Source organism: Psychromonas aquimarina ATCC BAA-1526, assembly GCF_000428725.1.
Lineage (GTDB): Bacteria > Pseudomonadota > Gammaproteobacteria > Enterobacterales > Psychromonadaceae > Psychromonas > Psychromonas aquimarina.
This window is the reverse complement of record NZ_AUAM01000024.1, coordinates 58,337-83,070: the sequence shown is the minus strand read 5'-3', so window position 1 is coordinate 83,070 and position 24,734 is coordinate 58,337. Positions and strand designations below refer to the sequence as shown.

Genomic DNA, 24,734 nt, shown 5'->3' with positions numbered 1-24,734 from the left:
AACGCACTACCAATCATCCCAGCCAACATCCGTAATTATCTCCTCAACACGAAGCTGCCAGCCTAAATCTGTATTTGATAACCAGGCCCTGCGGCCGTCTGGTATCAAAATTCGCCCTCCTTTCATCACAACCCCTAGCAGATAATCATCAAGATCAACCCCTAGCGGTTCAAACTGCTCAATAACTGCCTGTTCAACTGCTGGTTTTTTAACCCGCGTACAGTTATTGACAGAACTCCAAGGGAGAAAACTGTCGTTTTCTTCAAGGTCAAAACCACCTTCTGCACCAACCTTGCCTATCACCCAGGCGTCGGAGTGTGTAATCATCGTCCTGTCAAAAGATCCAATACCTTTTAACTTATTCACCGTTTCGCCGTAGGCATTACCCACGGGCTTATAAACCATGCGGATAGGAAAAGAATTACGGGTAGCAAACAAGCCGCCCATGGCATGAATAAACATGCTCCAGTTGTTTGAGTCGGCGGCAATACGCGCCACCTCTATGGTGTGTTCATCATTTATTAAGTCAGTCAACGCACGGATTTTTGACTGATACTTTTCACCTTTCTCTTTAGCAGCTGCTTTTTCGGCCTTCACCTGCTCGTTCTGCGGTAAGCGCCTAAGTTCCCGCCATACTGAAACAGAAGGACCGCCTATCTGCTGGAACTGACGAATGCGCCAGGTACTAGCCCAGCCGCATGCGGCCAATGCGGCTTTATCGGCAGCCGTGCCCGTTTCGTCGTCTTCATCTAATTTGTAGCCGTCAATATTCTTAGCAATATATTTAGCTATATAAGCTGTCGCACCGCCCTTTTCTGAGTCCATTCTTTTATATTTAAAGCGGGCTTTTATACGTTCAGAAAGTTCAGCTGCCGCATCATTAACGATCGCGGTATCAACCTCTTTTATATAACGGCCGTACTCACCTCTGCCGATAACTAAGCTATGCCAGTCACGAAACTCAGCATGCTCGGCATTCAGTTCATGTCGGTCAGTCTGGGTGAAATATTCCGCCAGCATGTAACAGATAACCTGCTCATGCTCCGGCTTGAAGAAAAACAAAGCGTGCCAGTGCGGTGTGCCGTCGTGGTGTGGTTCACAAACACGAAAACCAAAAAAAGGAATATCCAGGCGCTTTAAGGCAGCGCGGGCTTTGGCCCATACATCAGACAAATACTGCTGGGTTTGTTTGGGAGTAAAACCAGCATATTTACTATTTTCCTTGGCTTTTTCTTTATCTTTAAGCATGTGATAAGCGTGATATTTAGAGGGGGCAGTTAAGGTAAAGAAACCGCTGATTAACTTATTCTCTTCGGCGATATCTTGAAAGCCGCGCATGCGCACCATCAGTTCATGACGGCGAATGGCCGGGTTAGATACCGATTTATTAACAGCATCCAGCAGGTTTACCTCGTCGCCCGTTTCCTCATTACGCGCCACCATTTTAGACAGCGCCAGTGCACCTGCTCTTTTACGGGCGCGATAGTCACGCAGTCCCGCATCACTTAAATAAATAGAGACACCTTTGCGAACACGACCATTTAAGATCTGGCAATGTTCGCAAAACTGTCTGTATGCATCATCAATTTTACGAAGCCACCAAGCATCATCAACTAACCTTGTCAGTCGAAAGCCAGCCAGCTCATTGCCAACACGAAGTTTATAATCATCAGCACTTTCATTTTCCAGCGGTTCAAACTCCTGAGCAGGCGTCAGTACGGTAAAGTCCCACTGCTTAATAAACAGCTCAGCGACTTCAAAGGCATCAACCATATTTTTGCCTGAATCAGCAGCTTCAACCACGCAGACCATGCACTTATTAGCCCAAAGTTGTGCCATGCTTTTACGCAGGCCGTCATGCTTTAAGTGTTCAATAGGAACAGGGAAAGAAGCCACCGCACATTTCACCATATTAATGCGCTTACGCAGCCAGATATTCCCCTGGTTACTGCGGCTTTTACTGCCCGGGTTCGCCTGCTTATGTAATACGTAGTTTTCCCACTTTTTCACATACTGGGCAAAAAGTGAGACAGCCAGCTCAGGCGGTACCGCTTTATGGAGCAAAGAGCAGGCCCACTCTTTATCGCGTTCCCATAAACCTTCGGTGCCAACATGTGCTTTTTCCAGCACCTTTTTAGGCTCAGCACGAAAGCTTTTAAACTTCTGCTCGGTTGTGGGCTCCCATGGATTAAATGACTCCCATAAACCATCCTTTGACGGCATCTTAACGGGTTCGTAATCCACATCTAAATCAACGGGGTGATTTTCGGCAGCAGTATCTGCCGGGTAAAGTTCGTCAAAATACTGCTTAGTTAAACCGTAATCTGAAATACCGGGTGTGTTGAACATGCTTTATTTAAAATCCTGGAGTGAAAGGCGGCTGAACGGCTTAGCGACCTGCTCAATGTTTTTAATCGACTTCAGCAGTTTATGGCGGTCTAGTTCATTGAACTTATCCAGCGGCAGCTCAACATGACGCTGTTTTAACCCCGCAAAGCGGCAAAAGGTTTCACGCACCGGGCGATCTAACTTCTGCCACAACACACCACCTCGGCTGGTTTCATCAAACAAGGCATACAAATCAGCAATGCACTCTTGCTGTGTTTTAGGCGGAGTTGTTTTTAACGCAGCGGCTGCATTCATACCGCCCCCATTGCTTTATCTTTAGCCTGGCCGACTAACTCAATGAGTTCATCTTCAAGGTTTTTTAACTGTTCAAGCGTGTTCGCTACATCTAAATGAACACAGCGGCTAAACATCGCTTTATGAGCGCTAAAATAATCTGTGTCAGCATCAAACACCTTTATTTCTAAATCAGCACAATGCGGGGCGTAAGCGACATTGATATGCAGCACTTCATGATTCAACATTGATAAGGTCATAATTGAATTCACCATGCTGTGAACTGCATGGGTACTCCCATTTTCACCTTTGTTAAGAATGCGCTGCGCCTTATCTGCAAAGTACTTTGCGCTATTAAGCGTGCGCACAATGCTTTCATCTTGACCAGAAGCCATATCAACACCAATTAACAGTGCGGCACGGCTCGATGTTTGCGGGGGTTTAATCGCTAAATTATTCATAATATTAATCCTTAACTTAAACCTGGGAGCGGGGAACCGCTGACGATGAAATCTAATCCCATCGACAGAAACGGCGAGACGCCGGACGTTTTGTTTTCAAGATCGTTCATCAGCAGTACTAAATTGCTGACGCTTTGGTGGGCACGCATTAACAGCTCAGTACGCTTTCTGCGAGGTAGACGAATTTCACCGCCGTTCTCTAATGCCAGGCGGGACAGTTCACCGGCATACATGCTGTTTTCTAATGCGCGTTTTACTAGGGTTTCATCTGTGGAATTGCGCTCAACTTTTACCGCAACCATATCGAGGTTTAACAGCAGGCTGTTAACGATGCAGTAATTGCCGCTGTCTTTGGTAATCAGTAACAAATCATCAACTGACAATTTGTGTGTCTGTGACGGGTTTAATTTATTACGCAGCTGCGATTTTCCTATCCCCGTATTTGCAGAGATTACCCGCATGTTTTCTTTTTCAGCAAAAGCGCAACATGCCTCGTTGATGGCATGGAGTGCGCTCTCACGGAAACTGCACGTTGATGTAGAACATTCCATAATAGATACTCAACTTGTTAAAAAGATAAATAACAGCATTCAGTTACGCCTACTGACTGACACCTAGGCGTAACTGACTGCTAGTTGCTCGGGACTTGCTGGTAATGGCTGAACTCAGCATTGAGCTTTCCATCAGTTAAGCGTTCAATTTCAAATGCACGGAGCTTGGGGATTTCATCAGGCCACTGTGAAATAGCTGATTTGGTTAAACCTAAAGCTTCGGCAGCTTTGGTCACTGTTCCAAAATGGGAAATGACGTCATTCTTTTTCATAATTAACTCCTTTTGAATATCAACAGGCAAAAAAGTTTAGAGAAATAAACTTAATTTGTCCACAACAATAAACCATAAAAAGTTTAGAATACTTAACTATGGATATATCAAATAGAATCAAATACAGAATGAGCGCCCTGGATTTACGGGCTGTTGATGTCGTGAAAGCAACCGGGGTTTCTAAAGGGACTGTTAGCCAATGGCTTAACGGAATCGCAAAGCCTGGTGGAAAAAATATCATCGTCGTAGCAAAGGTTTTGAAGTGCGATCCTGAATGGCTGCTGACTGGCGAAGGTCATTCCGGCACTGAACCCAGCAACGTAGAACCAGCTCCAGAAATCCATGGTATGTTTCCAGTGATCTCCTGGGTACAGGCGGGAGACTGGTCTGCCATTCATGAAATTAACCCGCTTGATGCGGAGTACTATCCCTGTCCGATAAAATGCAGCGACAACACCTTTATTCTAAAGGTGCGCGGAATGAGCATGAGCCCTAAATTTTCAGAAGGCGATGTGATATTTGTTGATCCGGCCGTTCAACCTACTAACGGGAAATACGTCATTGCCCGATTAGACGATGAGAACGAAGCCACCTTTAAGCAGCTGATTATCGAAGGTGAACACAAATACTTAAAAGCAGCTAATCCAGCATGGCCGACACCAATACAAGCGATTAATGGTAATTGTACTCTTGTCGGTGTAGTCATATACGTTGGCAGATCGCTATAAATCGTTGTTTATAAAATTCCATTCTCATTCAAGGGCTTAAGCGCCCTTTTTTATTACCTTAAATTCCTCCATAAAACGTCCCTAGCCATACTGTGATCAATCTCCTAATTTTGAACACTACAAACAAAAGTTTAATTAACTAAACATTTTTATTGACAAAGTTTAGTTTAGATCACTAAACTCTCCTCATACCAACTAAACAAGGGGAGACAATATGCAACTGATTTCAACTGCAACACTGCTAAAGCATCGTGACTTACGTGCAGAAATCCAAGTGCTGGACCTGACAATTCGCATCAAAGACAACACTAGGGCTTACTTTCAACGCAAGCTGCTGCAGGGCAATCGTTAAAACGGACAATTAACATTAAGACGGGGTAAAAAATGAAAGAATTTGAATCAACTCTGATCACAGGCTGGCAGCCTGCCGAAACCGCACCAAAAGACAACGTCATCATTGCCTGCTTTGATGACTGCCCGATTCCTGTTTCAGCAACATGGAATGAACCAGAACAGCAGTGGGTATTTTCACTGGTTGACGCAGATCTTTATCAAGGCAAGCGCAACGACACTTTTTTTAAAACTGAATATGAATGTGCAAATGCGCTTAAAGCGTGGATGCCGATGCCGGAACTGGCTTGAATATTAACGAAGGGAACAAGGAGAAGAACATGCAGACAGCAAGCGTACAACCAACTCAAGCGATCAACAATAACATTCTATCGATTACCGATGTATGTGAAAAAGTGAACCGCTCACGCACCACACTGTGGATCTGGGTGAATCAAGGGTTATTTCCCAAACCGATAAAAATGGGCAGACGCACACTCGGCTGGAAAGAAGTCGATTTTAATAACTGGCTGGACAAGCAGTCTCAAGAGCAGTGATTAATACCTCTCCTATGAAAACCTTTGATTTTATCTACCGCAAAATCAAAGGTTTTTTGCTTTGCACCAAAGCATAAAACAAAATCCAGCTCCTATCTACGAGCTTCAATTTTTAGGCTTGTTCTGCTCTCCAAGTAGGATTTAGCCACTGGCGCTGTGTTGTCCAATAGTCAGCTCCAGCTTTAAGCTCAGAAATGAGTAGGCCCATATCTAAATCTATGCATTTGATTCGATCGTTATTATAAGACTTATCGTTGGATAACACGTACATCGAATGCCAGCCATTTACATCAAATTCAGCGCTATTACCATTCACCATATTTGTAAATTTTTGAAGTCTCAAAAAATCACCATCCATTACTATTGCAATAGAAATAAAAAATGCACTCATTGCATTTATTGATGGCTCTCTATCACGTGTAACTCGATCTCGAATTGATGTTTTAGATTGAACACAGCCATAGATTAAGAGTCCATCTTCTACTTCTATAGCAAGATAAAGATCAAAAATACTAGAGCTTACCTGTTCTTTTAACCAGCTTATATCTCTAACTTCATTTTTAATTCTTTTAAGCTTTAATTCATTACTTAGTTCTTTTTGGAGAATAATTTTCAGTCCATGCTCAGCTAAACCTAAATTAGCTAATTCAGCGATCATTTCCTCAAAAGCATGTCCACTTGATTTTTTCCAGCTATTATCAGCTGAAATAACACTCTTAATGACGTCCTGATCAGCTATACCTGAAACGTTATTTACGTGAGCAATATAAATTGTTTTCCATATATCTGTGGGCTCGATATCTGGAAATTTTTTCATCGTTGCTACTGAAGCCCTTCTAATTGCAGCTCTTTGAGCATGTCTACGTTTATCCTTAGCTTTACTCAATATACAATTGCGGTACTCTCTCTTAAATATTACCTGATATGCTTTAATACAATATTTTTTATAATCTATCATCTATTCCAAAATTTCCTTTATTTTGTTAGCCCAAGCGTAAGCAAGCAGTGGCGGTACTGCATCACCTATTTGCTCATATTTATCCTGCATTTCATACATATGGGGACAAATAAACGGACCTCCAGCAAAATTATAATCATCAGGAAATGACTGTAGTCTTGCACATTCCCTTACGGTTAAAGCTCTATTTAATATTGGATGCACTAGTTCATCTAAACAATGAGAAGTAACAGTTTTACTAGGAAGTGACTCAACAAGTCGCATATTACGCTGAATAAACCACTTCTTAGGCAAGATCTTTTGTTCCTGTAATTTACTAACCTGTTCCTCTGAGTGCTTAGTAAAAGCATCTTTTAGATTTTCTCCTGGTGAAATTAATTTAAACCTTTCTAACGTAGGTTTTCTATGGTTTGGAGCATCGTGATAAGTTAAAGCCTTTTTCTTACCTTTTGTATTCAGCCCCCAAAACACCCTATCTTTCAACAACTTGGAGTAAACACTTTCTTCACCAGTATAAGTTCCATAGTTATCTTTAGTGTTTGCGTCATTTAATGGCAAACCGTAAAAAGCATCTTTAACTGTTACAGGGTTTTTATGAGTACCAACTGGTGGCGCTAGCTGTAACTCATCCTCTCTAGTTGCCAAAATAAAGTACCTTTTACGCTTTTGAGGTACACCAAAATCTGTCGAATCTAATACAACTTGAATAGCATGCGTGTAACCAATTTCAGCCAGATCATCAATAATATCTTCTATTATTAAACGGTCACCGCCTTTAACTGTCTTTTTTGACAATATTCCAACAACATTTTCAAAAAGTATTAACCTCGGTTTAATCAGGTCTGCCAATCGAATTGTTTCATAATAAAGTTGTTGTCGATGATCATAAAATGAACGAGACTTTGAACCAGCAGTGCTGAAGGTTTCGCATGGCATACCTGAAGTAATAATATCAATTTTATGAGCCAATAATGTGCTTTCTAAATCTGAAAGCATTACTTCTCGTATATCTTTGTGAATAACATTAACTTGAGGGTGATTTGCAAGATATGTTTCTACACAACTCTCCACTTTTTCTACCGCCGCAACGGTCTGGATTCCAGCGGCATTAAAGCCAGTGCAAATTCCACCAGGGCCAGAAAAGAAATCAATATGTTTAAGCAATTTAATAATCCCGTAGGTTCTTTTTTATAAGGTACAAATTATAAAGGAGTATACTTAGCTTAAACAGCATTAACGCCCTAGCAATGGACAAAAATTGCTTGCTTGCACTTATTAATTTTATAAGCAGAACGCTTTTTGCACCCATTCGTCATGCTCAAAAGGGCCATGAATAGATTTAAAACATCCACGGCTTTCTTCCATATCTCTATCTAGATTTGTGGCTACCCAATCAACAGTGCAAATGACTTTGTTGGTTTCCAAAATCACACCTTTAACAATTCCAAGATGAAATATTTTTATTCCTGATTGTCCTCGACCTTTCATGCGCTTAATAGCAATGCGATCTCCAGCTTGAATATGAGAAGCCTTTTCAGGTTGATTCCCATCTTCCCATCCGAGCATCCATATACCTTGCTCGATGAATTTTTTATCTTGGTGCTGAACTCCGCCCCAAGATGCTCCAACTACCCAATAATTTGCCATCTGCTCTCCTATTGAAAACTAACGCTCGCAACAACGAAGCGCTAGCTTGGCAATGTTTTTCGAATTTGCAGGGCCAGATATTGTGTTTTGCTCAAAAAGCAAAACACAATACTTGATCCTATATATTTTTTCTTTTAGCACTCAGAATTGGACACATTATCTTCGTTTTTTTCTGGCTCAGAATTAAAAAGTTTATTAACTTTATCCTTCGCTTTTTCTCTCGTTTTTTCATCTATACAAGATGCAACACCAACTAAGGCTGTGGCAATTAGGCCCATATCATCTGTGTATCCAAGTATTGGAGTAAGATCGGGTATGGCATCAATTGGAGAGATAAGATAACCTAATGCTCCGTAAATAGCCGTTTTATGAACTAAGGTGCACTTTTCATTTTCTGTTGCAAAATAAAGAGTAAAAGCCTGTTCCAGCCCTTTTCCTCCAATAGCTTTTGCGTATTTAGTACATTTATTCCAAAAACTCTCATCACTGTATTCATCCGCATGAACCTGCTCTATTTCAGGTAATTCAAGAGCGACATCTTCACTCTCAATTTCATTTTTTAACTCATCGCTTTTTAATAGAGAATCTTTTGCTTCTTTTAACTTAGTTAACGCACCGTTGAACATTAAAACTTCCTGTATGAACTGATGATAATTTTGATAACAACTAACACAACGTCAGAGCCTCTGCATTGCTACTTATAAAAGTCTCGGGGTCAAAAACCATGGGGTCAGATCTTTAATCTTGCCTCCATCTCTTCTATCTACTTTTCTGAAAAGTCAAAACTAAAGACCTGATTCCGGTATTCATGACCCCGGTATTCCACTATGTGTTTAAACAGAATTGTTGTTAACGATTAAACTCGAAGACAATCCCTGAATTTGAAAGAACTTCACGGATAATGATTTTTTCGTTATTCGTAGGCTCCTTTCCATTCACCTTAGAAAAAGACATAACCATACTGTCTTCTAAAAACGTCACATCGGTGATTACAGTGTCTACAATTCTATTTTTTACTAGAATGCTATTTAAGAATTGAATTAGCTCTTTATTTTTAAGTTGTACAGGTATTTTTAAGTAATTACTCATGATTATAAACTCTATATTAAAAAAAACTCGAGGGTCAGGTCTTGTATTTTGCTCTAAAAGGCAAAGCGCAAAGTTTGCCCCACGTACTTCAAATCACACCCAAACCTTTCTTTTTGCAAGGTTATTGGATTAAGCTCGCGATAATACTCCTATCTAGATAAAAAAATATTACATCCCATTACACCAATGTCATTGAAAAACAAACAAGTTATAAAAACAAAGAGCGAGGCAATCAATTTAGCTGGAGAATAATTATTACGGGTGGGAGCCTTTGGATAGGAAATGAAAGCTGTGCATTCGGCTACTTGGCCTTGAATAATCCGGCAAACGGAAAAAGCATTTTTATACTGAAATAACCTTCATAAAAACCCAATTTTTAACCTGCTCTTTTGAGCTTGATACTAACTGATTGGGTGTTTGTTTTGAGGCCTTCATATTGATTTATCAATGAAGCTGTTATTTACATGACAAAAAATGGCTATTTACCATAATAGGTATTAAGTGCATATGCATATTCCGTCTAATAAGATGTTATGTGTTACTCAGAGTGTGAAGAAGCATTCAATATAGTGGAGATAGATTAATTGAAGCTGTTGCTATTTTTATATTGTGATCATTTAGCACTTACTTCATTATAATTGTTTGTGTCTAAGGTGCTATTTATGAACGTGTTAATTATTTTAGCTGTATTATTCTCAGCCGTTGCGTTGATGGTTATTTTAATTGAGCGTTTTGCTAAACCTGTAGATGAACAGCAACAAGCTAAATATAGTAAACTATTGCCTATTTTAGTTTTTATTATGTTGATTACCGCGCTGATTAAAGGGATTATTTAAAACGTAAAATTTTATTCAACGTTGCAGGGTTAACTTGCTGATAATAGATGCTTTTTAATGTTATTTTCATCCAAAGTATGCCGTAAACATAACAAGCCGTTAAAGTGCGACAAAATACAGCTGGCTATTTTCGCTGCGCTCAAGTTTAGCCAGCAATATTTTGCGCCTTAACAAGGGCGTTTAGACATCAAATTAAGGTATCTATGATTATTGTAATTAAAATTACGTTGTTGTCTGGTTTTTATGCAAGCAATGAATGGTCTTGTGAAGTAGAAGTTGATGAGAGCATTGCCCTAGAAGAGCTTCATGCAGAAATACTAAATATAATTAAATTTAATAATGACCATATGTACCAGTTTTTTATTTCGCGTAGAGAATTTGGTTCTGAACGGATTCACTACGATGATCGTGAGCATTCATTGAGTACTAAGTTGCTTGACTTGTTTCCCCTACCGAAAAATCGTAAGTTATTTTACAATTTTGATTTTGGAGATGATTGGATTTTTCAAATATCCAAAACACGTAAAAAGGCAAAGCAACCAATTAATGGGCAAATTTACCCAAGAGTAATCACTGAATCGGGTAAAAAACCTGAGCAATATCCTAATTCAGGTTGGCCGTAAATGCCTAACAAGTACTTAAACGGACGAAAAACAGTTGGCTTTTGCTACCTCCTCGCTAATTTTAGCCAGCTATTTTATTGACGCTTAGCAAAGCGTTATGTTTTATATTTGAATTTAGAGGGTTATTGAACAATGAGACAGCAAAAAATTCTTCGGTTCAGAATTTCATTAACGGATAGTGTTCCTGAAATCTGGCGCGAAATTGATGTTCACGATCACTACAATTTTTGGGAACTACATGTTGCTATTCAAGATGCGATGGGATGGCTAGATTATCATTTGCACGAATTTTCACCGAAGAAAAATGGTCCAACGAAAGGTAAATCAATTGGTATTCCTGAATCAAAGCATGATGATAGCGTCATTGCAAGTTGGGAGTTTCCTGTAAAAAAATATTTTACATCATTGGGTAATACCATTGATTATGTCTATGATTTTGGTGATCACTGGCATCATGAAATTGTATTAGTTGGTATATTCTTAGCTCCAATAGAGTCAAATTACCCACAATGTTTAACTGGTGAGATAGCTTGCCCGCCAGAAGACTGCGGTGGTATGTATGGTTATCAGAATCTACTAGAAATACTTTCAAATCAGGGTCATGAAGAATTTGTCGAGACTGTTGAGTGGTTAAAAAACGGACATGCTAAAAAGTATTGGCCGTACAAACCTGAATCATTTAGTGCCAAAAAGGTTAAATTTGCAGACCCATACCTACGCTGGTGTAATGCATTTAATCAACCATATGAGTCATAAAACATAACAAAACCAAACAATCAAGATGACGCCTTACACTCGGCGGTTTGGGTATAGAGTTTGGTGTGCTTGGTTGTTTCATCGTAGCGCACCTTATTGTAGGCGTTAGTTTTTTCTGGAGTATTGCATGGAAGCTTTTTATATCAGTGTTATTCACTCTGACAAACTCAACTTTCATAATTATGAATATTGTGAAAATGGAGAGCTGTCAATTGGCGTAAGTGGCAGACTCATTCACCGAGAGAAAAGTGCTCGATTACAGACTCGAGAACTTGCCGAACAATATAAAAACGCTATACATGCTAAACGATTAAAAGCTGGAGACTTAGGGTTTGAAGCTAAAGTCGAAAGAGTCTTAAGTGATTGCTCAAGATTTATAAGTGGAGTTAAGTCTGACTCTGAATTGATTCGTCATAAATTAGAAAAATGGAAGTATCCAACGCCAGAAGCAGTTGAAACATTGCATTCGTCCTGGATAATTCGAATTCAAATCGAGGACAATGACCAGGAACATTACTTAAGAAAACTTGGCACAAAGGGTACATTGGATCTTGCTAACCACCAAGCTCTAGCTAAGCAATATAAAAAGCATCATTTTGTACAAAAAGCACTTTTAAAAATTAATAGTCACCCAAAACTTCGTGCTTTTGCTGTAGAAGTAAAAAACTAATACAGTTAAAGCACAATTAGTCATCTAAACGTTCCATCGCTTTATGGTAAACGTCGCTTCGTTCTCGTTTTCCGACAGCCAAGACGGTTACAATGATTATATCGTCTTCAACTTTATAAACTAACCGATAACCAGATTGGCGCAGTTTTATTTTATACATGTTGTCGGCACCAGAGAGCTTTGAAGCCGGCACATGCGGATTATTTAAGCGCTCAATTAACTTTTTCTTGAACTGCAGCTGCAGCGTAGAACCAAGCTTTTTCCATTCTTTGAGTGCGCTCTTTTTGAAATCGAGTTTATAGGTCATCAATATTTACCGAAATGCTTTCTTCAGATTCTCGGTCTTGGGCAATAGCAAGCAGCTCTAGATCTTCGAGTCTGTCCATCATCATTTCGTACGCTTCAGCAGGTACACAATAGAATGCTGGTTCATTTCGGTTAAGTACAGCAACAGGCTCACCATAAGCGCTAGCTGCAACTTTCATTGGATTGGCTTTTAATTCGGTAATACTTGCGGCAACATCAGCTAAAATTCTAGTGGTCATTTAACAAGTCCTTTAAGTGGTCTCTTTATTGGTCATTTTAGCTATAACAAAACGGTATAACAAGTCGCTGAACACAGAAACTTTACTCGCAGCGCTCCCAAAATTATGGTGAGCGAGGCGAGTTTATTTAAGTTACTACTAAGTGGAGCCCAATCGCATTACTTACTTTAAATATGGTACTCATTTAGGCTGAGTATTTCCGTTAATGGTTTTATATAAACTTTCACGGCTTAGCCCTGCCACCTCTGCTACATCAGTAACACCATACTTTTTGACTAAGTGACCCAATGCAGAAACAAAAACATTTGGATCATCGTCTTCTAAGCATTCACGTAAAAAAGCATTGATTTCATCTTGAGTATCCATGTAATCAAAAAGGTTAAATGAGGTTGTATTATTTGGCATTGCCTTTACCTTGTGACAGCTCAAGAATCGCGTTTGCAGTCAGCTCATTAGGCTGTTTTGCTTTAAGCTCAAAAAGAATACCACCGTAATTAATAACAGCATGGACAAATAACTTGATCGCCTGTGATGGACTCAGTCCAATTTCATCGCAAATATGAGTGAAAGCTAATTTGGTATCATGGTCAATGCGAGTTGTAAGCATTTCTGTTTTCAGAATAGTTTCCATTGTGTGCATTTGTAATACATTGTAGTGCAAATGTAAGCATATAAACATAACTAATAGGGGTAGCTAATGTGAAAGAGTCGATAGGGTCAGGCTTTTCAAGTTGGATAAAAATAGATCTAGCCAGAAGCTGAGATAAGGTCTAAAATTAGCACTAATTTTAATACTCAATTGGTGTTCTATATGAGACAAGTTTTAGCTGACTGCTCAGCAAGTATCTCAGAGCTGAAGAAAAATCCAACAGCATTACTAAACGAAGCTGATGGCTCTGCTATCGCAATTTTAAATCACAATAAGCCTGCTGCTTATCTTGTTCCGGCGGAAACTTATGAATTTCTGATGGAGATGCTTGACGACTATGAGCTAGCTAAGATAGTTGAAAGTCGTCGCGGTGATTTATCTGAAGCAGTGGAAGTCGATATCGATGACTTATAAGCTCAAGTTTTTACCAGCAGCAAAAAAAGAGTGGAGTAAACTAGCCCCGCCTATTCAGAGCCAGTTCAAAAAGAAGCTCAAGGAACGTCTGGAAAATCCTCACGTACCATCTTCCAAGCTCCGCGGTTATGACTCTGTTTACAAAATCAAATTGCGTACTGCCGGTTACCGCTTAGCTTACGAAGTCATTGACGATGAAATAGTGGTATATGTGCTAGCAATTGGCAAGCGGGATAAAGACGCTGTGTATAAAAAACTAGCATCAAGGTTTTCGTAACAGCAGCATAACAAGCGCATTATGTCACCATTACATGGCGTTAGCTGCAATTTGTAGGGCCAGATCTTTAATCTTGACCCCATCTCTTTTATCTACTTTTATGAAAATTCAAAACTGTCGTTAACTATTAGACAGCTCTTTTTCCCACAACTCAATCGCTTGACGCTTTTCTTTCATGTAGTCGTAGCGGTCATAATGCTTGCTGGAAACGTCCTGCATCGAGTGGTTCTGCAGCTTGTCCCTTGTTTCCTTGCTGATGCCGATCTCGCCCATTAAAGTCTTAGCCGTTCGACGAATATCCCGTGGCACAAACTTACGAAAATCACTTTTCTTTATATAAAGGCGCAGAGAATGCGCAAAGCTCTGGGTCAGATAATGCTTACCGGGATCGATTCGATGAGCAAAAATATATTCACTGCCCGTTTCATCCATTTTTAAAATGTTAAGGGCTTCAATGGCGGAATCACTCAAAGGCACAAAATGCGCGTTACCGGTTTTACTTATCTCGGGTTTAATTTCTAAGACGCGGTTTTCCCAGTCAACCGCATTCCATCTGCTGGCCACTAATTCATAGGGTCTTTGTCCTGCAGTATAAACACACAGGGTGAATAGCATCACGGCATTGAATGCTATGTTATCTTCTTTAGGCAGACGTACCAACAGTTCTTTTACTTCCGCTAAGGTAAGGAAGTTGTTCCCCACTTTCTCTACATGACTTTGCTTAGGAACGGCGGCAACCGGGTTGAATTTCAACCCGAAAATTGACTTACGGTGACGATAGGCAGGGTTATTATCATGGAGCATACCGAACTGAAATGCGGCATGTAATGCACTGCGGACCCGGTTGCTTTCTACGGGTGCCCCACGCTCAATCAATGCGGCAATTATTTCCACAATCTGCAAAGTAGTAACATCTTTGGCTTTTGTTTCAGGCGGGATAATAGGGAAGGTATTCTGCTCTAACTGCTCTTTAACACGCTTATGGGTGCGTTTTCCGCGGGTTATCATATTATCTATGTAACTGTCGAATAACTGCTGAATACTGCCGTTGCGTGCCTCTTCCAGCTCTTTTTCCAGCTTTTCCTGCTTCTGCCGTTCAAGCTCAAAAAGCGGATCTAAGCCGGATTTGAGCATATCACCGTATTCAATCGCGACAGCACGCGCCTGTGCAAGGCCGAAGTCATTGCTATAACGGCCAAGTGTTATAAACTTTCGTTTACCATCCTGGTAATAACGATAAAGAAACATCTTATTACCACTGGCACAGACACGAACTCCCAAACGGCCGGCACCACGCTCACCGGTGTTTTCAAAAAGTTCATAGTGCCTTGCTTTGCTTTTTAATCCGTTTACCTGGGTTGCTGTAAATCGCATAAATCCTCACACATCATCCATTATGCGCCTGCAGTTACGCCTGTAGTAAGCCTGCAGTAACGCCTGTAGTAAGAGATTAACACAGCAAAGTTCAGTTAAACAAAGCCTAACTGACAGTATTTTATTTTAATTTAAAAACAACAACCTACAAAACACCGCTGTATAAGAAAACAGGCAAATGGAACTTAACAGTTCTGGATTCCTAAGCGGATGATCGGGGTTCGAGTCCCTGTAAGGAGACCATTTAAATTTATAACAAAAACTTAAATGCATCTCATCTAACTTCGAACTAAAAATCAGAAAACAACTGCGGTTAGCGTTATTGCTTCTTGCTTCTTGCTTAGAATTTATCACCTTTTCTGATTTATTCTGAATTTATATTTTAGTACCGTTTATATCGCCTTTGATAAGTTTCGTTATTGAGCCGGCATTGTCTTTAGACTGGACTTTGACACCGTGCTTAACCGCATACCATACCGAACTGTTAAGCTTCTTAGTTAAACCGTCTGGTTTTGTGACTGAAGAATTCAGTTCAAACCTGCATGTTTTATAAGTGCCGGCGGGAACCGTAATAGTCTCAATTCCTTTAAATGTAGTCTTGATATTAGACACAGTTTCACGAGCAGGTTTTGAAGACTCCTCTGTCATAGTAACTGTCTGGCTATAAGAGCCGCCTTTCTTAACATTAAATTTAACTAAGTATCCCGGCGCATAATATGACTCATCTTTTAAAACTTTTTCACCTAAAAGAGAGACTGATTTCTCACCTGTATTTATGAAAAGATAACGGTCAGTTAACTTAGTAGACTTGCTAAGTCTTTGATGAATCGCCGGCTGTCCTCTATATCTAGCATCCTCAAGTACTTTATAGTGTTGTGTTTCAGCAGGTTCAGTACCTTTCTGTGTGGTTAAGTTATATCCTGAGCCGACTTTATATAATTTATCATTAAAACAAGTTGAAGCATTTTCAACAGCAGCGGCAGTAGTACTAACAGCAGGCTTGACGGCTGGATCCTTTTTTTTTGTAAAAAAAATCCCATCATCACCATCACAGCCGCTAATAACAGCAGCTGATATAACAACCAATAAAACATTTCTTTTCATTTACATCCCCAAAACATTAAACCATTTTAAAACAACAAATTAAAAAGCACACAAGCATCATTAATGAAATATTACACAAGCCAAACAAGCACCTCCACCTTTCTATACAGAGTCATACAGGAGCATACAAAGCCATACATATATCACTTACACTTCAAGGTGGTTACGCAGCTTAGTGGAAGATGAATGCTAAATTCGCGTAAATCGACTCTGCTGAGTCAGCGCCTTGGGAGAGCGTACGAGAAAACGGTTTCGCTGATCTGGATATTACAATGCGGTAAAACACTGTTTGGATTAATTAAATTATGCAAATGACAGCAGACAGACTGAGTAACACTTATGCTCGCTTTATTGTCTAGGGACTAACAAGGAATACCTGATGATAGCGAAGCTGAGACGGAGCAGTATTTGCGAATACGCGGCTCGCATCAAACAGTGCTTTATTAGGTTACCGATAACTATAGAAAAGTGTTGGGAAAAAGCTGCCGACGCATTAGCAAGCATTGCGGCGGCAGTAAAACTGTTTTGAATATATGATCTAAGCGGACAAATTGAATACTTTTGAGTGTAGCCTTGTCAGCAACTCTATGCAAACAATTTAGCAAAAACATAAACCTTTTGTTAAATAAAAGTGCGCAAAAATCGATGGGGTTTATTCAATATCCCGCATAAACTGCTCGCTTAGCACTTCCATTACATCTTTGCTTAACAGGCCTTTGCAGGCTGTTATCGTCCTATCTGTTTTTTACAAAATTAGTAATCGACTTCACCTAAACGATCTTCTCTGCGCATCTTCTTTTCCTGCAGACTAAATTCTTCTATTTCATCCATCCACTTACTCAGCATTTTAAAAAAACTCATCATTTACTCCCCCCTAGCAATCTTTACAATTGAGTGAAATTTCGGCCTAATTACCATAAAGTGATAACCGCTCTAGTGGAGTTTCCTTACTCAGGTGTACATCTTCGAACACACCTGTCGTCGATAGTTCAAATTCATCAGCCCATATTTTTGTCACTTACATTGCACCACCAAGGGTCCAGGCCCTGTCTTCGAGCACTTGAGCAATTTCCTGCCTTAATCTGTATCAGACAAGCGGACTTTTCTGGTAAGTTTAAGAAGCATCAGCCCTGTTTATTCAAGCGAGAATTTGTGCATTACTATTGGAACATTAGCGCTGTACTACACTTAAAAAAGCGTCGATAGAAATGAGGTGAAGTGATGAAGCTGTCTGGCCTGCTTATGATTTTTTTCTTGTTCAGCTGCCCGCTAGTGCTTACAGCTAAAGAAACAGTACTCTGGAGAGTCACAGACTGGCCCCCTTTCTATATTCTTGAAGGAAAAGATAAGGGTAAAGGTTTATATGATGAAATGATCACCTTGCTGAGCAGAGGCATGCCTGAATACACGCATGTACGCAAAGAGATGAACACAGACAGAGTTCGAAACGAGATGAACAAAGGTACTAAAGTCTGCCATCCATCCGTGTTATTCAATACAGAAGGCACCCTGTCTGTAGTTAACAGCATTTTACTGCCTCACAGACTGATATTCCAAAAAAATGACAGCAGATTAACTAAATTTAATGACCCCGCTTCACTGGATATTCTCTTTGCTGACAAGGAGGTCAGGGGTGGAATAATCCCAAGGCGCTATACCGCCGCATTAAATAAAATAACCAATAAGCACTCCTTTCGAGATCACCTTTACAAAACACCTCATTACAAAAAAGTAATTAAAATGCTTCTTCACAACAGACTGGACTACATTATCGAATATACGCCTATTATCTCTTATTCAGCCAAACAGCTGGGCATCGAAAACAACACAACCAGCAAGGAGATTCTGGAGACTCAAGATACACCATTTTTACTAGTGTATGTGGCCTGCCCGAAAACAGACTGGGGGCAGATGATGATAGATAAGATTAATAAGATACTACTCAGCGAAAGTAAAACGTCAGATTTTCTTAATTTCCGAATACGCTGGTATGACAACAGCAGTAAAAAGTTGTTAGAGAAATACTATCAGGAGCATTATTTTAATGATAAATAGTGCTGTAGTACGCAGCTTATTCATATTATCCAGCTTCCTTCCTCAAAGACAGTAACTAGCCCTTCTCTGGCGACGTTATACAGTTTTAGCCTTATAGGCGGCAGGCACAGGACTTCCCTGTTTCTGTACTTTGAAAGCCAGATTTTAGACATAAAAAAACCCGCACTTTGCGGGCTTTCTAGTCAGTTAAAAATATTTAAAAATGTTGTGTTACTTTTCATTTGTTAAGGCATCAAAACCTTTATCTAATACATTCGAATAATCCTGCACGGAGAATGGTTCAAGCCTGATACCGATACTGCCGATACGAACCCATATTTTAACAATCTGAAATGTTTCCCCCTCTTTATCGGCCACAGTTTCTACATTTTCGGCAAAAAGAACATCTTCGGTTTTGAATTCAAGCAGCTCGCCGTTACTTGATAAGGGACTCAGGCGCAGAAAAACCTTACCGGGATCAGATGCACTTTGCCTGGCTTCCCCAATATAAGGAACAGCTTCCCCTAATAAACGATTTCTATCTGAATACTTTTCAAGTGCATACCCGCTGGTAATCTCTTCAAAGATATTGGTTACCATAACAACCCCCTTTTTTATCACTCCTAATAAAAAATAAACCGTTCCATTATTTTTATCAAATACTTACCACTCAATAATGTCAGGGGCGGGGTCTCCATCACTGTTATTCATACAGTTATGCCCGCGCCCGTCGATCACGGTTTTCTTTAAAGGACAATTTTCTGCCTGAATCTGTATTTAATAACCGGACATTTCGTCCATCTGCTATCAATATTTGTTCTCCTTCTAGAACCGAGCCTAAAAGATGCTCATTTATAATCTACTTTAAAACATATCTTTTTTTGATAAAAGTGGCCTAACTAGAGTCTTTAAATACTTTTTTATACTACATTCAATACAGACTCGAAATATCCTTACTAAGCTTTTATCTTGCAGCGTCAAGCAGTGACTGGATCATTTCTATAACAGAAGGTAACTTCGCCCGGTCATTTTTTATCTGTTTTAAAACACTACAGATAGTCCCAAAAACAGGGAATAAATAATGAGCAGATGGTATGACAAACATCCGAATTTAAAAAAACAACTGGATGAATTTAAAGAGATGCATCAGAAAGTCAGGGAGCCTATTATAAAAGAGATAATAGATCTGGTGAAGAAGCATGACCTAAGCCTGCTTTCTTATGAGAAAGCTTTTGAGTTCCCCTTCGACTGTAACCGCCGCCGCTGGTATGACAATGATCCTCATCTCTGGCTGATGTTTAACATTTTAGAAGTCGCCGATGAAGCTCTTCTGCATTCCGTGGAAGATTATCTTGAGAACAGAGCAAAAGTCGTCGCATAAATATCTGTTCGCTCTTAGTGATTAAAATTGGGATAGTGAAGGCAGGTATTCCGGTTATTTATCAGCAATAACAGTCACAGTTTTAATCCAGAAAAGGTTAGTAAAAAGGCCGTTCAATTAAGCTTGAACGGCCTTTTTTATTACTCTTCAGTTTTCTTTTTACGGCGCATCGGCGCAAAACCGACATCTTTCGCTTCATGGAAGGTTTTATTGGGAGCAGCTTTGGCTTTCGGCTTTTTCTTAAGCACTTTCTTTTTAGCAGTATGATCTGCGGAGGCACTCTTAACCGGTTTTGCGATAACCTCTTTAATACCTTTAAACTTTGGTTTGATACCTTCAACACGGTCAAAGCTGATATGCTGCTGCACAAACTCTTCTACTTTTTTAAAGTTAACCCAGTCTTTAGGGCCGATAATTGAAATCGCATCGCCCTTCTCGCCAGCACGGCCTGTACGGCCGATACGGTGGATATACTCTTCGGTATGCTTAGGTATATCAAAGTTGATAACGTGGCTGACATTAAGCAGATCCAGGCCGCGGGAAGCGATATCCGTTGTTACCAGTACCTTCTCTTTACCGCGTGAAAATGAATCCATTATTTTATTACGACTACTCTGTGTTAAGTCACCATGCAGAGCCGCTGTATCGAAACCTTTTTCAGTTAATACTTCACTTAAACGCTCAGTATCTTTACGGGTCGCGGTGAAGATAATAATCTGTTTGGCACTTTCATTTTTTACAAAATGAAACAGTAACTTTTCTTTCTGATTTAAATTATCGGCAAGGTAAAAACGCTGTGATATCTCACTGTGCTGCTGGTTTTCTTCACCAACGGCGATCCGCACCGGTGCTTTTAATAATTCACCGGCAAACTCATTCACTTCGGCATGACCAAGCGTTGCAGAGAACAGCAGTGTCTGGCGTAATCTGTGGTTTGCTTCTTCATTAATCGCTTTTAACTGCTCCGCAAAACCTAAATCCAGCATACGATCCGCTTCATCTAAGATTAACAGCTCTAAACCATGAAGGTGTAATAAACCTTTTTTAAGATGATCCACGATTCGTCCCGGTGTGCCGACAACAAAATGCGGGTCTTTATCCAGCGCTTTAACCTGATCGTTAAAGTTCTCACCACCTAATACTAAGGTTGATTTTAAACTGGTATTAGCCACTAGTAAGCGCAGCTGCGAATAAACTTGTTTGGCCAGCTCACGTGTCGGCGTTAGAATTAATACACGCGGATCACGCTTAGTCAGCGCACGCGTTTTTAAAACACGCTGCATTGCCGGAAGTAAAAATGCCAGAGTTTTACCCGAACCCGTTTTTGATGATGCCAGTAAATCTTTTCCTGCAACAGCAATTGGAATCGCATCCGCTTGAATTTGTGTCGTTTCAGTAAATCCCAAGTGAGATAGTGAAATAATTAAACGGCGGTCAACGGGTAAATCATCAATGAGCAAAGCATTCTCCAAAAAGTAAATTAAAGTTTCAAATGCGTAGTATAAACCTTTAAGCTGGAAAAGAAGAAATTAAGTTTAATAACAGGCAAAAAAAAAGAGCCTGCAGTGCAGACTCTTTTGTGACGGCGCAGAATTTAATACGGCCGCATTAGATAAGGTAAAGACTTAAATAGCACTTAGACCCATTTCAAAAATCAGTTTCTCAGCAGTACATTCAAACTGCAGTGAAACTTCACAGCTCACACCACTTTCAGCAGCAGTTTCTTTTTTACTTACCTGTACCGTTGCAAAACGCTCCGCTGCCGCATCAATATACTTTTGTGCAAGCAGGTCAACACTCTGCTGATCTGCACCGCTAAAAGGTAATACCAGCACAGTATCATCTTCAGCAATAACACTGCCTAGTTCAACAATAGTTCCGCACGCTTCACATACATCATCTGTATTTTTATCTTGAGACATAACAACCTCCCCGGTCGTATAAAATAAATAATACCAATTCCGTTAATTGGGTGATCTGTTTAGGCTTAGGAAAAATGGATGAAAGCAAGGCATTGATTGCAGTAACTAGTTGTTCTAATTACAAAATCAATAACGAAGCTAGCATTCATTTTAGCCAGCATAAATGAGTAGATAATTATCGGATTTGGTATAACTAAACAAAATATGCTACTGATTATACTGCGCTTTAAGCAAAAAAAAAGGCGATAATTAATTATCGCCTTTTAAGTTTAACTGTTTAAGAGAATATTAAGCTAACGGGTACTTTTCTAAGTCCCAGATAGTGTTTGCGTAATCTTCAATTGAACGGTCTGAGTTAAATTTACCCATAGCACCAGAGTTAAGAATTACTTTCTCAGCCCATAGTGACTTGTTACGGTAAGTCTCATCAATATCCTGATGTGCTTTACAGTATGATGCGTAATCAGCTAGACATAAATACTCGTCACCGCCTTCAAGCAGAGTGCGTTTGATGTCTGATAATGCACCTGGGTGTCCCGGTGTAAAGAAGTCAGAATCTAACCAGTCTAATACTGCTTTTAACTCAGGGTTAGCGTAGTAGTAGTCATAAGGTTTATAACCGCTTTCCTTCAGCTCTTTCACTTCTGCAACACTTAGACCGAAGATAAACATGTGCTCAGCACCAATCTCTTCTGCCATTTCGATATTCGCGCCGTCCATAGTACCAACAGTTAATGCACCGTTGATTGCGAATTTCATATTACCAGTACCAGATGCTTCTAGACCCGCAGTTGAAATCTGCTCAGAGATATCTGCCGCCGGGAATAGTTTCTCAGCAAGTGAAACACGGTAGTTTGGTAAGAATACAACTTTCAGTTTACCTTTAACGCGGGCATCGTTATTTACTTTATCAGCAATTTTGTTTAGTGCGTAAATAATCTGTTTAGCCATATGGTAACCCGGTGCCGCTTTCGCGCCGAATACAAATACACGTGGAACCATATCGTAATCAGGGTTGTCTAACAGACGTTTGTACAGCGTTAAAATATGAATCATATTCAGCTGCTGACGCTTGTACTCGTGCAGACGTTTGATTTGAATATCAAAGATTGCATCAGCAGAAACTTCAACACCAGTCAGATCTTTGATGATTTTAGCTAATTCAAGTTTATTGTCTTTCTTGATATCCATAAAGCGTTTCTGCAGCGCAACATCTTGTGCTTTAGGTAATACACCGCGTAGTTTATCAAGGTTAACAACCCAGTCAGCGCCCACTTCGTCATCGTATAGTGAAGCAAGTTTAGGGTTACATGCTTTTAACCAGCGGCGTGGTGTAACACCGTTTGTCACGTTAACTAGTTTAGTCGGGTACAGCTCGTGGAACTCAGGGAACAGATCAGTTTTAACCAGTTCAGAGTGCACGGCAGCAACACCGTTTACTTTGTAAGATGAAACAACACATAGGTTTGCCATGCGAACTTTACGCTCACCTTCTTCTTCAATGATAGAAAGCTTAACTTTTTTCTGATCATCACCAGGCCATTTCTCTTCAACCAGGTTTAAGAACTGACGGTTGATTTCGTAAATGATCTCAAGGTGACGAGGTAATACTTTTTCAAACAGGCTTACAGACCATTTTTCTAGTGCTTCAGGCAGTAGAGTGTGGTTTGTGTATGCAAATACTTTTTGACAAAGTTCCCATGCGAAGTCCCAAGACAGACGTTCTTCATCAACTAAGATGCGCATTAATTCAGGAATAGCGATTGTCGGGTGCGTATCATTTAACTGAATCGCAACTTTCTCTGCCAGTTTAGTCCAGTCATTATTCGCACGTTTAAAGCGGCGTAGAATATCTTTAACTGAACAAGCACAGAAGAAGTACTGCTGAACTAAACGTAACTCTTTACCTTCTGAAGTTTCATCATTCGGGTATAATACTTTTGAAACAGTTTCTGCTTGTGATTTTTCTGCCTGAGCATCAACATAACCACCTGCATTAAATACGTCCCAGTCGAACGCTTCATCGGCACGGCTTTCCCATAGACGTAAAATATTAACTGTTTTAGCACCGTAACCTACAATCGGCACATCCCATGGCACACCCTTAAGTTTCTGACCGGCATGCCATACTTTATGTGAACCGCCTTCTTCATCAAAAACAGTTTCAACATAACCATATAGAGGAACATGCTGAACAGATTCTGGACGACAGATTTCCCAAGGGTTACCGTATTCACGCCATGTATCCGGACGCTCAATCTGACGGCCGTCCTGGAATGACTGTGCAAATAAACCATGTTCATAATGGATACCGTAACCAATTGCAGGGTAACCAAGTGTTGCTAATGAATCGATGAAACATGCGGCAAGACGGCCAAGACCACCGTTACCAAGTGCCATATCTGGTTCTTCATCGCAGATTTCATATAAGTCTTTACCTAGGCCTTTTAATGCTTCTTCGGCTACTTTGAACAGCTCTAGGTTATGCAGGTTGTTTGAAAGTAAACGACCCATTAAAAATTCAAGAGATAAGTAGTTTACTGAACGTACGTCTTTTCCTGCGTGGTTCTGCTGAGTTTTTGTCAGTTTGTCAAAAACGACTTCATTAACAGCGTAACACGTAGCATTCCACCATGCTTTGTTGTTCGCTTTCTCGCTGTCCGTACCTAAGCCTTTATGTAAACGCTCAACAATTGCCTTCTGCATTTCTTCACTGGTGCAGTCAACAAACACTGGAGCTTCATGCTCGGTCGCCTTCGCGGCACTTGATTTCTTCGCAGCTGTTTTTTTCACTGCGGTTTTCTTTACAGTTGCTTTTGCTTGATTCGTTTTAGTCGCCATGAGACACCTACATTTCCATATATTTAATAAATAGCGCAATTTCATCAACTTGATGATTTGCAGCTGTTAGAGTTGAATAATCAACTTAGTATA

Annotated in this window: 32 protein-coding genes; 12 read left to right on the top strand and 20 right to left on the bottom strand. The window is 40.1% G+C overall.

Annotation, left to right across the window (positions count from 1 at the left end; genetic code table 11):
• Positions 1-6: 6 nt before the first annotated feature.
• The 5 genes from G337_RS0110685 to G337_RS0110665 form a co-directional block, all read right to left on the bottom strand.
• Entirely contained in the window at positions 7-2,349 is a 2,343-nt protein-coding gene (locus G337_RS0110685) for a replication endonuclease (protein ID WP_028863879.1), read from the bottom strand.
• Between the two features lie 3 nt (positions 2,350-2,352).
• Positions 2,353-2,643: a hypothetical protein gene (locus G337_RS0110680; protein WP_028863878.1), complete on the bottom strand. Its 291-nt coding sequence runs from the start codon at positions 2,641-2,643 to the stop codon at positions 2,353-2,355.
• The gene (locus tag G337_RS0110675; protein ID WP_028863877.1) at positions 2,640-3,083 is read right to left on the bottom strand and encodes a hypothetical protein; all 444 of its coding nucleotides are present in this window, start codon (positions 3,081-3,083) and stop codon (positions 2,640-2,642) included. Before G337_RS0110675 ends, G337_RS0110680 begins: the two co-directional genes overlap by 4 nt.
• An 11-nt stretch (positions 3,084-3,094) precedes the next feature.
• Entirely contained in the window at positions 3,095-3,634 is a 540-nt protein-coding gene (locus G337_RS0110670) for a phage regulatory CII family protein (protein ID WP_028863876.1), read from the bottom strand.
• Positions 3,635-3,714: 80 nt separating this feature from the next.
• Positions 3,715-3,906: a Cro/CI family transcriptional regulator gene (locus G337_RS0110665; protein ID WP_028863875.1), complete on the bottom strand. Its 192-nt coding sequence runs from the start codon at positions 3,904-3,906 to the stop codon at positions 3,715-3,717.
• Positions 3,907-4,004: 98 nt separating this feature from the next.
• On the opposite strand from G337_RS0110665, the gene G337_RS0110660 reads away from it, so the two are divergent.
• From G337_RS0110660 to G337_RS0110645, 4 genes are all read left to right on the top strand, one after another.
• Entirely contained in the window at positions 4,005-4,634 is a 630-nt protein-coding gene (locus G337_RS0110660; RefSeq protein ID WP_037027325.1) for a LexA family protein, read from the top strand.
• Between the two features lie 214 nt (positions 4,635-4,848).
• Positions 4,849-4,986, top strand: a complete 138-nt coding sequence (locus G337_RS28605) for a hypothetical protein (protein ID WP_157619278.1) — start codon at positions 4,849-4,851, stop codon at positions 4,984-4,986.
• Between the two features lie 32 nt (positions 4,987-5,018).
• Entirely contained in the window at positions 5,019-5,276 is a 258-nt protein-coding gene (locus tag G337_RS0110650) for a hypothetical protein (protein ID WP_028863873.1), read from the top strand.
• A 29-nt stretch (positions 5,277-5,305) separates the two neighbouring features.
• The gene (locus G337_RS0110645) at positions 5,306-5,521 is read left to right on the top strand and encodes a helix-turn-helix transcriptional regulator (RefSeq protein ID WP_051303149.1); all 216 of its coding nucleotides are present in this window, start codon (positions 5,306-5,308) and stop codon (positions 5,519-5,521) included.
• A gap of 112 nt (positions 5,522-5,633) precedes the next feature.
• Here G337_RS0110645 and G337_RS0110640 read toward each other — a convergent pair whose 3' ends face one another.
• The 5 genes from G337_RS0110640 to G337_RS0110620 form a co-directional block, all read right to left on the bottom strand.
• Positions 5,634-6,479, bottom strand: coding sequence for a BsaWI family type II restriction enzyme (locus tag G337_RS0110640; protein WP_028863871.1), 846 nt, complete (start codon positions 6,477-6,479; stop codon positions 5,634-5,636).
• A complete protein-coding gene (locus G337_RS26040; RefSeq protein ID WP_051303147.1) occupies positions 6,480-7,643 on the bottom strand; it encodes a DNA cytosine methyltransferase in 1,164 nt (387 codons plus the stop codon).
• Positions 7,644-7,760: 117 nt separating this feature from the next.
• Positions 7,761-8,126 (bottom strand): hypothetical protein, encoded by a 366-nt coding sequence (locus tag G337_RS0110630; protein WP_028863870.1) that lies wholly within the window; start codon positions 8,124-8,126, stop codon positions 7,761-7,763.
• A gap of 134 nt (positions 8,127-8,260) precedes the next feature.
• A complete protein-coding gene (locus G337_RS26035) occupies positions 8,261-8,752 on the bottom strand; it encodes a YkvA family protein (protein WP_051303144.1) in 492 nt (163 codons plus the stop codon).
• A 223-nt stretch (positions 8,753-8,975) separates the two neighbouring features.
• Positions 8,976-9,215 (bottom strand): hypothetical protein, encoded by a 240-nt coding sequence (locus tag G337_RS0110620; RefSeq protein WP_028863869.1) that lies wholly within the window; start codon positions 9,213-9,215, stop codon positions 8,976-8,978.
• A gap of 662 nt (positions 9,216-9,877) precedes the next feature.
• On the opposite strand from G337_RS0110620, the gene G337_RS28600 reads away from it, so the two are divergent.
• The 4 genes from G337_RS28600 to G337_RS0110600 all read left to right on the top strand — a co-directional run bounded on the left by G337_RS28600 (position 9,878) and on the right by G337_RS0110600 (position 12,100).
• The gene (locus G337_RS28600) at positions 9,878-10,051 is read left to right on the top strand and encodes a hypothetical protein (RefSeq protein WP_157619276.1); all 174 of its coding nucleotides are present in this window, start codon (positions 9,878-9,880) and stop codon (positions 10,049-10,051) included.
• 203 nt (positions 10,052-10,254) lie between these two features.
• Positions 10,255-10,674 (top strand): IS1096 element passenger TnpR family protein, encoded by a 420-nt coding sequence (locus G337_RS0110610; RefSeq protein ID WP_037027324.1) that lies wholly within the window; start codon positions 10,255-10,257, stop codon positions 10,672-10,674.
• Positions 10,675-10,806: 132 nt separating this feature from the next.
• Positions 10,807-11,430 carry a plasmid pRiA4b ORF-3 family protein gene (locus G337_RS0110605; RefSeq protein ID WP_028863867.1) on the top strand — a complete coding sequence of 208 codons (624 nt, stop codon included), beginning with the start codon at positions 10,807-10,809 and terminating at the stop codon, positions 11,428-11,430.
• A gap of 127 nt (positions 11,431-11,557) precedes the next feature.
• Complete coding sequence (locus tag G337_RS0110600; RefSeq protein ID WP_028863866.1) at positions 11,558-12,100, top strand: hypothetical protein; 543 nt, start codon at positions 11,558-11,560, stop codon at positions 12,098-12,100.
• Between the two features lie 16 nt (positions 12,101-12,116).
• Here G337_RS0110600 and G337_RS0110595 read toward each other — a convergent pair whose 3' ends face one another.
• From G337_RS0110595 to G337_RS26025, 4 genes are all read right to left on the bottom strand, one after another.
• Complete coding sequence (locus G337_RS0110595; RefSeq protein ID WP_028863865.1) at positions 12,117-12,407, bottom strand: type II toxin-antitoxin system RelE family toxin; 291 nt, start codon at positions 12,405-12,407, stop codon at positions 12,117-12,119.
• Positions 12,397-12,645 (bottom strand): type II toxin-antitoxin system Phd/YefM family antitoxin, encoded by a 249-nt coding sequence (locus G337_RS0110590; protein WP_028863864.1) that lies wholly within the window; start codon positions 12,643-12,645, stop codon positions 12,397-12,399. Before G337_RS0110590 ends, G337_RS0110595 begins: the two co-directional genes overlap by 11 nt.
• A 180-nt stretch (positions 12,646-12,825) precedes the next feature.
• Positions 12,826-13,050: an addiction module antidote protein gene (locus G337_RS26030; protein WP_245597653.1), complete on the bottom strand. Its 225-nt coding sequence runs from the start codon at positions 13,048-13,050 to the stop codon at positions 12,826-12,828.
• Positions 13,040-13,276: a type II toxin-antitoxin system RelB/DinJ family antitoxin gene (locus G337_RS26025; RefSeq protein ID WP_245597652.1), complete on the bottom strand. Its 237-nt coding sequence runs from the start codon at positions 13,274-13,276 to the stop codon at positions 13,040-13,042. The genes G337_RS26030 and G337_RS26025 overlap by 11 nt, the downstream gene beginning before the upstream one ends.
• Positions 13,277-13,456: 180 nt before the next feature.
• Here G337_RS26025 and G337_RS0110575 point away from each other — a divergent pair, with 180 nt between their 5' ends.
• On the top strand, positions 13,457-13,708 hold the full coding sequence (locus G337_RS0110575) for a type II toxin-antitoxin system Phd/YefM family antitoxin (protein ID WP_028863863.1): 252 nt from the start codon (positions 13,457-13,459) through the stop codon (positions 13,706-13,708).
• The gene (locus G337_RS0110570; RefSeq protein ID WP_013868556.1) at positions 13,698-13,985 is read left to right on the top strand and encodes a type II toxin-antitoxin system RelE family toxin; all 288 of its coding nucleotides are present in this window, start codon (positions 13,698-13,700) and stop codon (positions 13,983-13,985) included. Before G337_RS0110575 ends, G337_RS0110570 begins: the two co-directional genes overlap by 11 nt.
• 120 nt (positions 13,986-14,105) lie before the next feature.
• Here the strand turns inward: G337_RS0110570 and G337_RS0110565 are convergent, their stop codons facing one another.
• Together G337_RS0110565 and G337_RS0110560 are read right to left on the bottom strand one after the other, a co-directional pair.
• On the bottom strand, positions 14,106-15,359 hold the full coding sequence (locus G337_RS0110565) for a tyrosine-type recombinase/integrase (protein ID WP_028863862.1): 1,254 nt from the start codon (positions 15,357-15,359) through the stop codon (positions 14,106-14,108).
• 375 nt (positions 15,360-15,734) lie between these two features.
• Positions 15,735-16,463, bottom strand: a complete 729-nt coding sequence (locus G337_RS0110560; protein ID WP_028863861.1) for a TapB family protein — start codon at positions 16,461-16,463, stop codon at positions 15,735-15,737.
• 1,221 nt (positions 16,464-17,684) lie between these two features.
• On the opposite strand from G337_RS0110560, the gene G337_RS0110545 reads away from it, so the two are divergent.
• Positions 17,685-18,518 (top strand): hypothetical protein, encoded by an 834-nt coding sequence (locus tag G337_RS0110545; protein ID WP_028863860.1) that lies wholly within the window; start codon positions 17,685-17,687, stop codon positions 18,516-18,518.
• A gap of 210 nt (positions 18,519-18,728) precedes the next feature.
• Here the strand turns inward: G337_RS0110545 and G337_RS0110540 are convergent, their stop codons facing one another.
• Positions 18,729-19,097: a hypothetical protein gene (locus G337_RS0110540; RefSeq protein ID WP_028863859.1), complete on the bottom strand. Its 369-nt coding sequence runs from the start codon at positions 19,095-19,097 to the stop codon at positions 18,729-18,731.
• Positions 19,098-19,578: 481 nt separating this feature from the next.
• Between G337_RS0110540 and G337_RS0110535 the strand changes: the two genes are divergently transcribed.
• Positions 19,579-19,878: a hypothetical protein gene (locus G337_RS0110535; RefSeq protein WP_028863858.1), complete on the top strand. Its 300-nt coding sequence runs from the start codon at positions 19,579-19,581 to the stop codon at positions 19,876-19,878.
• A 140-nt stretch (positions 19,879-20,018) separates the two neighbouring features.
• Here G337_RS0110535 and G337_RS0110530 read toward each other — a convergent pair whose 3' ends face one another.
• The 3 genes from G337_RS0110530 to G337_RS0110520 all read right to left on the bottom strand — a co-directional run bounded on the left by G337_RS0110530 (position 20,019) and on the right by G337_RS0110520 (position 24,641).
• Positions 20,019-21,338 (bottom strand): DEAD/DEAH box helicase, encoded by a 1,320-nt coding sequence (locus tag G337_RS0110530; protein WP_028863857.1) that lies wholly within the window; start codon positions 21,336-21,338, stop codon positions 20,019-20,021.
• A gap of 165 nt (positions 21,339-21,503) precedes the next feature.
• Positions 21,504-21,800 carry a DUF406 family protein gene (locus tag G337_RS0110525; protein WP_028863856.1) on the bottom strand — a complete coding sequence of 99 codons (297 nt, stop codon included), beginning with the start codon at positions 21,798-21,800 and terminating at the stop codon, positions 21,504-21,506.
• A 288-nt stretch (positions 21,801-22,088) separates the two neighbouring features.
• On the bottom strand, positions 22,089-24,641 hold the full coding sequence (locus tag G337_RS0110520; protein WP_157619274.1) for a glycogen/starch/alpha-glucan phosphorylase: 2,553 nt from the start codon (positions 24,639-24,641) through the stop codon (positions 22,089-22,091).
• Positions 24,642-24,734: the final 93 nt, after the last annotated feature.